General features: G+C 71.7%; 7 protein-coding genes and 1 tRNA gene. 3 read left to right on the top strand and 5 right to left on the bottom strand.

Translation table 11 applies throughout. The annotated features are described in order from the left end of the window. Window positions 1-863, bottom strand: an 863-nt coding sequence (locus ACK5KK_RS09075; protein ID WP_416889763.1) for a hypothetical protein, incomplete at its 3' end; no start/stop codon positions are given. 55 nt (window positions 864-918) lie between these two features. Here ACK5KK_RS09075 and ACK5KK_RS09070 point away from each other — a divergent pair. Beyond that, window positions 919-2,007, top strand: a complete 1,089-nt coding sequence (locus ACK5KK_RS09070; protein WP_416889762.1) for a glycosyltransferase — start codon at window positions 919-921, stop codon at window positions 2,005-2,007. An 8-nt stretch (window positions 2,008-2,015) separates the two neighbouring features. On the opposite strand, the gene ACK5KK_RS09065 is transcribed toward ACK5KK_RS09070, so the two are convergent. Genes ACK5KK_RS09065 through ACK5KK_RS09055 form a run of 3 tightly spaced genes read right to left on the bottom strand, consistent with a single transcriptional unit; the run spans window position 2,016 to window position 6,112 of the window. Further along, a complete protein-coding gene (locus tag ACK5KK_RS09065; RefSeq protein WP_416889761.1) occupies window positions 2,016-3,455 on the bottom strand; it encodes a CDP-glycerol glycerophosphotransferase family protein in 1,440 nt (479 codons plus the stop codon). Further along, window positions 3,452-4,681: a CDP-glycerol glycerophosphotransferase family protein gene (locus ACK5KK_RS09060; RefSeq protein WP_416889760.1), complete on the bottom strand. Its 1,230-nt coding sequence runs from the start codon at window positions 4,679-4,681 to the stop codon at window positions 3,452-3,454. Before ACK5KK_RS09060 ends, ACK5KK_RS09065 begins: the two co-directional genes overlap by 4 nt. Window positions 4,682-4,720: 39 nt before the next feature. Beyond that, the gene (locus ACK5KK_RS09055) at window positions 4,721-6,112 is read right to left on the bottom strand and encodes a trypsin-like peptidase domain-containing protein (RefSeq protein ID WP_416889759.1); all 1,392 of its coding nucleotides are present in this window, start codon (window positions 6,110-6,112) and stop codon (window positions 4,721-4,723) included. 436 nt (window positions 6,113-6,548) lie between these two features. On the opposite strand from ACK5KK_RS09055, the gene ACK5KK_RS09050 reads away from it, so the two are divergent. After that, a complete protein-coding gene (locus tag ACK5KK_RS09050; RefSeq protein ID WP_416889758.1) occupies window positions 6,549-7,745 on the top strand; it encodes an aminotransferase class I/II-fold pyridoxal phosphate-dependent enzyme in 1,197 nt (398 codons plus the stop codon). 24 nt (window positions 7,746-7,769) lie between these two features. Here the strand turns inward: ACK5KK_RS09050 and ACK5KK_RS09045 are convergent, their stop codons facing one another. Further along, entirely contained in the window at window positions 7,770-8,579 is an 810-nt protein-coding gene (locus tag ACK5KK_RS09045) for a carbon-nitrogen hydrolase family protein (protein WP_416889757.1), read from the bottom strand. A gap of 103 nt (window positions 8,580-8,682) precedes the next feature. Here ACK5KK_RS09045 and ACK5KK_RS09040 point away from each other — a divergent pair. Next, window positions 8,683-8,759: transfer RNA gene (locus tag ACK5KK_RS09040), tRNA-Met, on the top strand. Window positions 8,760-9,031: the final 272 nt, after the last annotated feature.

The following is a 9,031-nucleotide window of genomic DNA, read 5'->3' as shown; positions in this document are numbered from 1 at the left end:
TCGTCGTAGACGTGGCCCGCCCCCGGGTCGGTGTCGTTCGCCGCGACGATCGCCGCGACGATCCGCTCGTTCGCGGCGCCGTAGGCCGGATTGACGACACCGGAACGCGGATGCGGCCGGTAGATCAGCCGGTGCGACGGTGACGCCAGGACCGCCGTCGCGATCGCTTCACCGTGGCTGAGGATCGAACCGTAGTGCGCGGAGGGACGGTCGCCCTCCCACGTGGGGGCGTACAGCACGACCGTGCGGTCGTCGTCGGGGTACGGCGCCGCTCCGCTGTAGTGGTCCGCCTGCGGGCGGCCGATCGCGATCGTACGGTCGTCGAGGTCGTAGTCCCACAGCACGCGCCCCAGCCGCTCGCGCGCGGCGTCCCCGGCGATCAGGGCGTAGTCGTACGCCTTGAACTGGTTGGTGGTCATGTACATCGTGCCGGACTCGCCGTGGTTGATGAACACGTGCCACCGGTGGCCGTAGCGGAACATCTGGAAGTTGCGCGTGTTCTGGTTGACGTACAGCACGACGCGGATGTTCTGCTCGGCGATGAACCCTTCGATGTGACGCACCGTCGGTGCGAACACGACCGGAAGCGCGCCGTCGGCCAACAGCGCCCGCGCACCGCGTGCGTTGCGGCTGACGATCACGACGGGCCAGGTCTTCGCGATCTGCGCGAGGGGCTTGTACCACTGCCGCACCTGGTACATGTTGACGTCGCTGTCGGCGAAGTACACCGCGATCGCGAAGCGGTGTGCCGGGTGAGGGGCGCGCTCGGCGATCATCCGCCGCACGGCGATCGCGGCGGCACGCCCGGACACGGCCTTGCGCAGCAGCGCGGACGCCTTCTTCGCATCTGAGACGATTCTCACCGCACTACCCTACCGAGCCGCCGACACCACCCCGGCACCGTGACATGATCGACGGATGCACGACGATCACCGCCCCCGCCGGGATGCTCCGGTGCCCCCGCCGGGGTCGGGGGTGACCTTCGTCATGCCCGTGCTCAACGAGGCGGCGTATCTGGAGCAGGCGGTGGCCTCCGTGCTCGCGCAGCGCCTGGAGGGGCCGTGCGAACTCATCCTCGCACTGGGGCCGTCCACCGACGGAACGACCCAGGCGGCCCGGCGCCTCGCCGACGCGGACTCCCGTATCCGGCTGGTCGACAACCCCGATGCCGACATCCCGGTCGGGCTGAATCGGGCCATCGCCGCCGCCGTGTACCCGACCATCGTCCGCGTGGATGCGCACTCGGAACTCGATCCGACCTACACGCGGCGGGCTCTGCGGGTGCTGGCCGCCCACCGAGCCGCGAATGTCGGCGGGGTCATGCGGGCGGCGGGTCGCACGGCCTTCCAGCGGGCGGTCGCACGAGCGTACAACTCCCCCGTGGGCCTGGGCGGCGGTGCCTACCACGGCGGCTCGACAGCCGGTCCGGCGGAGTCCGCCTACCTCGGTGTGATGCGCCGTGCGGTGCTCGACGAGGTGGGCGGCTTCGACGAGACGGTCCGGCGCGGTGAGGACTGGGAGGTGAACCTTCGCATTCGGCGCGCGGGATACCTGGTGTGGTTCGATCCGGACCTGTCCACGGTGTACTGGCCACGGGAGAGCTGGTCCCGTTTGGTGCGGCAGTTCTACGCGACCGGGGTGTGGCGCGGCGAGCTGGTCCGCCGCCTGGGGCGACGCAACTCGATGCGCTTCTTCGCCCCGCCGGCGCTCGTGCTCACGGTCGGTGCGGCCGCGGTGACCGCGATCCTGCAATTCGCCGGGGTGCTGGCGGGCGTCTGGTCGTGGGTGCTGTCGATCGTGTATCTGCCCGTGGCCGCGTACGTCGCGCTGGTCGCCGTCGCGACGCTCCGGCCCCCTCCCGCCGCGCCGCGCGAACGCGCGTGGTTCGCGGCGGTGCTGCCCTCGATGCACCTCGCCTGGGGCACCGGATTCCTCCGCGGGCTGCTGCGCGGCGCGGGGACGGCCGTCGACACCTCCCGGCTCACCCGCAACACGCCGCTGCCGTGAGGCACCCCTCAGCGCTCCACGAGCCCCTGATCGAGGATCCGCGCCACCACGCGCTCGGCGGCACGGCCGTCATCGCGTGAATTGAACCGCGCCTGCCACCGCGCGTATCGGTCCGCGTAACGCTGCGGAGCATCGGCATCTGTGAGCGCGGCGACCAGCTCGTCCTCGGTGGTGGTCAGCGGGCCCGGCGCATGCGCCGCGAGGTCGAAGGAGAACCCGCGCAGCTCGCCGCGGTAGTGCGCCAGGTCGGGGGTGAACAGCACCAGGGGTTTGCCGGTGACCGTGAAGTCGAACATCACGGACGAATAGTCCGTGACGAGCGCGTCGGCCACCAGCAGGAGCGGAGTGATGTCCGGGTAGGCGGTCACGTCGATCACTCGCGCCCCGGCCGCGTCGTGGCCGGGCGCGAGGGTGCGCGTGTGACCGCGCACGAGCACGACAGCTCCGGTGCGCTCGGCCAGGCGGGCCGGGTCGAAAAAGTCGACGATCTCCTCACGATCGTCCCGCCAGGTCGGCGCGTAGAGCACGACGCGATCAGCCGGGTCGATGCCCAGCGCACGCCGCGTGTGTGCGCCGTCGCCCCCCACGAGCAGGTCGTTGCGCGGGTAGCCCTCGACCCAGAGCGACCCGCCGAACCCGTAGGCGGAGCGGAGGATGCGGGCCGCGTACGGGTTCTGCGCCAACAGCACGTCCCAGCGGCGCGACTCCCGCACCACCGCGACGCGGCGGCGCAGCGCGAATCCGGGGCGGTGCAGCGCGAGCCGCTTGAGCGGTGTGCCGTGCCAGGTCTGCAGCACCCGTTGACCCGCGCGGCGCGCGAACCGGCGGCGCAGCCAATCGTTGACGACGAGCAGCCGCGCCGTGCCGCGCGCCCGCCACCACTCGGGCGTGCCGTCCACGACGGCGATCGCCCCCTCGGGGACCGGGACCGACAGGTCGACGACGCTCCAGTAGCGCGTGATCCCCGGGGCGACCCGCGCCAGTTCGCGGTCGATGGCCAGCGGGTTGCAGCCAGCGATCCGCCCGTAGAACGCCTCGAAGAACACCGCGTTCTCGACCCCGCCGGGCCGGGTCGCGTAGCGACGTTCCAGCGCGTCCTGCCCCTCTCCGGAGTCGTAGGCCGGGTCAATCGGCGGACCCACCCGCACCAGCCCATCGGTGAGCCGGACGCGCAGGGTCGGCAGGACGACGGTGGCCTGAGCGCGGACCCCCTGGACGACGCCGTCGACGGTGAGCCGGTAGTCACCGGTCGGGAGAGGCAGCGGCGGCCCGCCCCACCGTGCCGCACGCAGCGGCATCCGGCAGTGCCACCCGGTCTCGTCGGCCACGGCGGTCTGGGTCACGTGTGCGCGGGGTCCGGTCAGGGACACGTCGGCGGGCGCGGGACCGGTGCCGGCGACGACCAGAGCGGCGTCGTCGGCGCCGTCGACGTGTGCCGTCGTGATCATGGCCGGCCCCCTGCCGTCGATCCGACCCGGATGCGTTCGAGCACGCGTGCCGCCGACCGCCCGTCGCGGAACTCGTGCACCCGCTCGCTCAGCGCGCTCGCGCGGGCGCTGCGGCGCGCGCGCTCGGCGGGGTCGGAGAGCACGGCGTGCAGCTGCGCCGTGGCCTGGTCCCAGCCGATTGCGTGCTCGCCCGCCGACACGTCCGCGTACGTGCCGTAGAACCCGCGGTCGCGCTCATACTCCTCGAGGTCGGGGGCCAGCAGCACCACCGGACCCGGAACGAGTGCGCTGTCGAAGATCAGCGAGGAGTAGTCGGTGATGAGGACGTCGACACCCGGCAGGAGCGGCGTCACATCGGCGATCAGATCGCTCCCCAGCATGCGCGCCCGCGAGGTCGGCGATGCGGCGGCACCCGATCCGAGCGGATGCGAGCGCAGGAGGAGGACCGCGTCCTGCTCCTCGAGGATCGCCGCGAGCGCGTGCCACTGCTCCGGCGTGGGCACCGCGGGGTCGGCGGCGCCGTCGCGCCATGTCGGGGCGTACAGGACGACACGGGTGCGAGGGCTCAGCGGGACCACACGCGAAAAGCCGGCCCGCGCGGCGCTGCGGCGTTCGGCGCCCGATCCGGTGCACAGCACGTCGGTGCGCGGTTCCCCCGTCACCGGGACCCGCCGGTCGCCCAGACCGAACGCGGATTCCAACCTCCCCCGCACCAGGTGGGAGGCCGCCGGCACCAGGCGGATGCGCCGCTGCGTCCGCCGGTACAGTCGCCGCACCAGCGGTTCGAGCACGCGAAGCGGGCTGCGTGTCGTGGCGGCGGAGTCCAGCCCGAGCCGCTTGAGCGGGATGCCGTGCCACAGCTGCACCACGAATCCGCCGGTGGCGGCGTACCGGTTGACGTCGCCGAACCCGTGAGTGATGACCGTGACGCCCGCCCGCGCCGTCAGCCAGAAGCCGCGCAGCGAACTCTTCCGCACCGTGGGGATGCCCGCGGCGGCGGCGTCGGCATCCTGCCCGGCGTCGGCGGTGAGCCAGACCGCGCGGCGCGGGTCGTCCGCCCCCGCCCGCCACAGCGCGAGAGCGCCGTCGGCGACGCCCACGGCGCTCCCGAAGACCCACCGGTCCGGTGCCCGCGGGATGAACGCGGTGGCCAGCCACCCTGCGGCGTACAGCGGAATGCGCAACAGCTTGCCGGCGTTCCCGGCGCGGAACGAGAAGGACGCCACCCCGCTAGCCTATCGCGCGGTGACGTCCTTTCCGGCAGCTCAGCCGTCGAGTTCGCCGAGGGTCACCTGCACCGAGGCGGTCTCGCCGTCGCGGATGTAGACGACGTCGGCGGCGGTCCCGGCCGCGGCGGCACGCACCTGGGCGGTCAGGTCGGTGGCGTCCGCGATGGGGAAACCGTTGAACTGGGTGACGACATCGCCGGCGGCCAGGCCCGCCTCTGCGGCCGCTCCGCCCGGGGTGACGTCGCTGATGTAGGCACCGGTCGTGGTGGCGCCCTCCTGCACGGCGGCGTCACCGACCATCGCGCCGAGCAGACCGTGCGTCGCCGAGCCGTTGTCGATGATCTCGCCGGAGACACGCTCGACGATGTTCGACGGGATCGAGAAGCCCACGCCTATCGAGCCCGCCGCGTCACCGGCGGTCGTGCTGCCGGCGGTCGCGATGGCGACGTTGATGCCGATGAGCTTGCCGTCCGCGTCGACCAGGGCACCGCCGGAGTTTCCGGGGTTGATGGCGGCATCGGTCTGGATGACCGCGATCGAGATGGTGCCGCTGGAACGCACCTGCTGCTGGCCCTGGCCGAAGTCGAATTGGAACGGACCGGAGCCGCTGTCGCCATCGTCCTCCTGGGTGTCGCCCGTGTCGGGCGCGGCGGATGAGGCGATCTGGATGGACCGGTTGAGGGCGCTCACGATGCCCGTGGTGACGGTGTTGGACAGTCCGAGCGGTGCGCCGACCGCGACGGTCGCGTCGCCGACGTTGAGCCCGCTCGAGTCGGCGAACTCGATCGGGGTGAGCCCCGTCGCACCGTCCAACTTGATGACGGCGAGGTCGTAGACGGGGTCGGTGCCGACGATCGTCGCGTCGTAGACCTTGCCGTCCGACGTCGTCACGGACAGCGAGGCGCTGCCGGTGGCACCGTCCAGCGTCACGACGTGCGTGTTCGTGACGACGTAGCCGTCGTCGCTGAGCACCACACCCGAGCCGGTCCCCCCTCCGGACGAGGTGGAGGCCGAGATGGTAACCACGGACGGCAGCACCTTCGTCGCGATCCCGGTGGTGCGGGTCACGTCGTCGGTGTCGTTGACCGTCACGGTGGTCGGGCCGCTCTGCACAACGGTTCCGCTGCCGGTGGCAAGGAGAGTCGAACCAATCGCGGCGCCGCCCAGCCCGGCCGCGCCGCCGACGAGCGCCGCCGCAACCATGATCGCCACGACCATGCCTGCGCCCACCCGCTGCGGCGCCGGTTCGGGCGGGGCGGACTGAGCCGGGGCCGGCTGCCCGAACGCGTCGAACGACTCGGTCACGGCCGGGTACGCGGCGGTGCGGTGCGGTGCGTCGGCGGGGCCGGTCTCGCCATACGCCGGTCGCGCCGGCGGCGTGTACGGAGCGGGCTGAACGGGGCTGGGCTGCGCCGGGGCCTGGTGCACGGGGCTGGGCTGCGCTGCACCCTGCTGCGTAGGCGGCACAGGTGCCGGTTGCGACGGTGCCGTCGGCGGTGTGTACGAGAGCGGGCCGGGGGTCGGAGCGACCGGCGATGTGGGCTGCGGCGGGGCGCTCGCGGGTGCGGCGGCTTCCGCGGCCGCTGCGTTTGACGGCGCGGCAGCGGCCGGCGGGTTCGGCGGCGCGGCGGCTACCGCCGTGTTTGGCGGAGTGTGGGGATTCGGGGGGCCCGCGATTCCGGCATCCCCGGCGGGGGTCTGCACCGCGTCGGCGGGCGTGGGGGACGCGTCCGGCTGATCGGACGATGTCGGGTTGCTGTCGCTCACTGGCTGCTCCTTCTCGAAAGCTCTCCCAGCATGACGCGGGATCCTGTGGGTTTCTTATGTCGCGGCCTCGACAACCCTATGCGTGTAGCCTGGCCGCGTGCTTCCCCCTTTCGGCGCGTGGCGACGCGCAGCGCGCGGCGCGGGTCTGCTGGCTGCCGACGGCTCTGCCCAGCCCACGATCTTCGCCGAGATGACGGCGCTGGCCGTGCACACCGGCGCCATCAACCTGGGGCAGGGGTTCCCCGATGAGGACGGTCCGCCCGTGGTGCTCGAGGCCGCGCGCGATGCCATCGCGCACGGGGTCAACCAGTACCCGCCCGGGCGCGGCGCGCCGGCGCTTCGGGCCGCGATCGCCGAACACCAGCGGCGGTTCTACGGGCTGACGCTCGACCCCGACCGGAACGTGCTGGTGACCGCCGGAGCCACCGAGGCGCTGGCGGCGGCGTTGCTCGCGTTCGTCGACGGACCCGACGACGAGATCGTGGTGTTCGAGCCGTTCTACGACGCCTACGCGGCGCTGGTGGCGCTGGCCGGCGCACGCCTGGTGACCGTGCCGCTGCGCCGCCCCGACTTTCAGCCGGATCCGGATGACTTGCGCGCGGCCGTGACCGACCGCACCCGCATCATCCTGGTGAACGATCCGCACAACCCGACCGGAACCGTCCTCGATCCGGAGCTTCGCAGCGAGATCGTGCGGTTGGCGGATCGGCATGACGCTCTCATCGTGACCGACGAGGTGTATGAGCACTTGGTGTTCGAGGGCGTCCATGTCGCGCCAGCGACGCTTCCCGGTGCCTGGGAGCGCACCGTGTCGATCTCGTCGGCGGGGAAGACGTTCTCGGCGACCGGGTGGAAGATCGGCTGGGTGACCGGACCGGCCGAGCTGGTGGACGCGGTGGTCGCGGTGAAGCAGTTCCTCACCTATTCCGGCGGCGCGCCGTTTCAGCCGGCGGTCGCGACCGGGCTGTCGCTCCCCGACGACTTCTTCTCCGGTGTCGCCGCGACGCTGCACAGCAAGCAGAAACTGCTGGGCGACGGACTGCGCGCGGCAGGTTTCCACGTCACGCGCCCGGGTGGCACCTATTTCACCGTGGCTGACGCGTCGCCGTTGGGCGCGGACGATGCCGCGGTGTTCTGCCGTCGGCTGCCCGAGCGGGCAGGAGTCGTCGCGATTCCGTTGACGGCGTTCGTGACCCCGGAACACCGCGCAGACTATGCCGGGCTGGTCCGGTTCGCCGCGTGCAAACGCACCGACGTGCTCGAGGAGGCCGCGGCGCGCTTGGCTCGCATGTGACCGCGCAGCTGACAGCCGTCGGGCTCACTCTCTGGGCCCGACGGTGTAGCGGCGCAGGGAGAGGGCCGGGTTGATCCGGCGCACCCGTTCGATCGCGGTCGGGTCGAGGTGGGCGACGGCGACGTCGGTGGCCGTGCCGACGGCGGCGATCTCGACGCCCTGCGGGTCGACGATCATGGAGTGGCCGACCCCGAGCGGCGGCGGGTGGTCGGCGGCCGCGACGAACACGGTGTTCTCGATGGCGCGTGCGTGCAGGAGCGTGCGCCAGTGGTGCTCTTTGAGCGGGCCTCGCACCCACTCGGCGGGAACGAGCACGACGTCGGTGCCCGCGTCGGCGAGGGTGCGCGATACCTCCGGGAAGCGCAGGTCGTAACAGGTCATCAGCGCGAAGGTAAGACCACCGACCTCGAAGGTGTCCGGCGCGGTGAGCGCGCCCGGTTCCACCCAGTCCGATTCGCACTGACCGAACGCGTCGTACAGGTGCTGCTTGCGGTATGTCGCGACGACCCGGGTCCCGTCGACGGCGACGGCGGTGTTGCGGACCTTCGTGGGGTCTTCGGCGCGTTCGACGAGCCCGGCGACGAGGTGGATGCCCCGTCGCGCGGCGATCTGCTGCAGGCCCGCCACGAAATCTCCGTCGAGATCTTGCGCGTGCGCGGCGAGGGAACGGTCGAAGGGGTCGACGAAGTAGCTGGAGTACTCGGGGAACAAGACGACGTGCGCTCCCCGGGCTGCCGCGCGCTCCGCCAAACGGCCGATGTCGCGGAGATTCGTGGCGGTGTCCGCGGTGGGCGCGAATTGTGCCACGGCCACGGCGACGGCATCCGCGGTCATGAGGTCCCCTTTCCGGTGGTGCTCTCATCCTCGCGTGCTCGTGACGGCGATGCCAACCGCGTACGCCGACACCGTTTTCGCGTGCTAAGCTTGCTTCTCGTGCCGCGGGGTGGAGCAGCTCGGTAGCTCGCTGGGCTCATAACCCAGAGGTCGTAGGTTCAAATCCTGCCCCCGCAACCAAGGTCGTCCGGGTCAAACACTCGACTTTCGAGTCTTTGACCTGGCCGACACCAAGAACCCTCGCCTTCGGGCGGGGGTTCTTGCGTTGTGCGACGTGCTGGCCCTGAGTCGCGGTGAACTGGCGTTCGAGTGCCTGCATGTTTTCCAGCGCGGGTTGTGGCTCGCTGGCCACCACCAGTTCGTCGTTGATGTAGAGCTGGGTGAAAAACCCTTCGAGGAGTTGCCGCTTCAGCGATTCGGGTGCCACGCGGTAGAGCCTGCCGGGTGACTCC

Origin of the sequence: Microbacterium sp. (assembly GCF_047972865.1) — a bacterium.
Lineage (GTDB): Bacteria > Actinomycetota > Actinomycetes > Actinomycetales > Microbacteriaceae > Microbacterium.
The sequence above is the reverse complement of the archived record's forward strand: the minus strand, read 5'-3'. Positions and strand labels throughout refer to the sequence as shown.

Coding starts and splice junctions, on each gene's coding strand:
- ACK5KK_RS09070 (WP_416889762.1), top strand. CDS start 919: ATGCACGACGATCACCGCCCCCGCCGGGATGCTCCGGTGCCCCCGCCG.
- ACK5KK_RS09065 (WP_416889761.1), bottom strand. CDS start 3,455: ATGATCACGACGGCACACGTCGACGGCGCCGACGACGCCGCTCTGGTC.
- ACK5KK_RS09045 (WP_416889757.1), bottom strand. CDS start 8,579: ATGACCGCGGATGCCGTCGCCGTGGCCGTGGCACAATTCGCGCCCACC.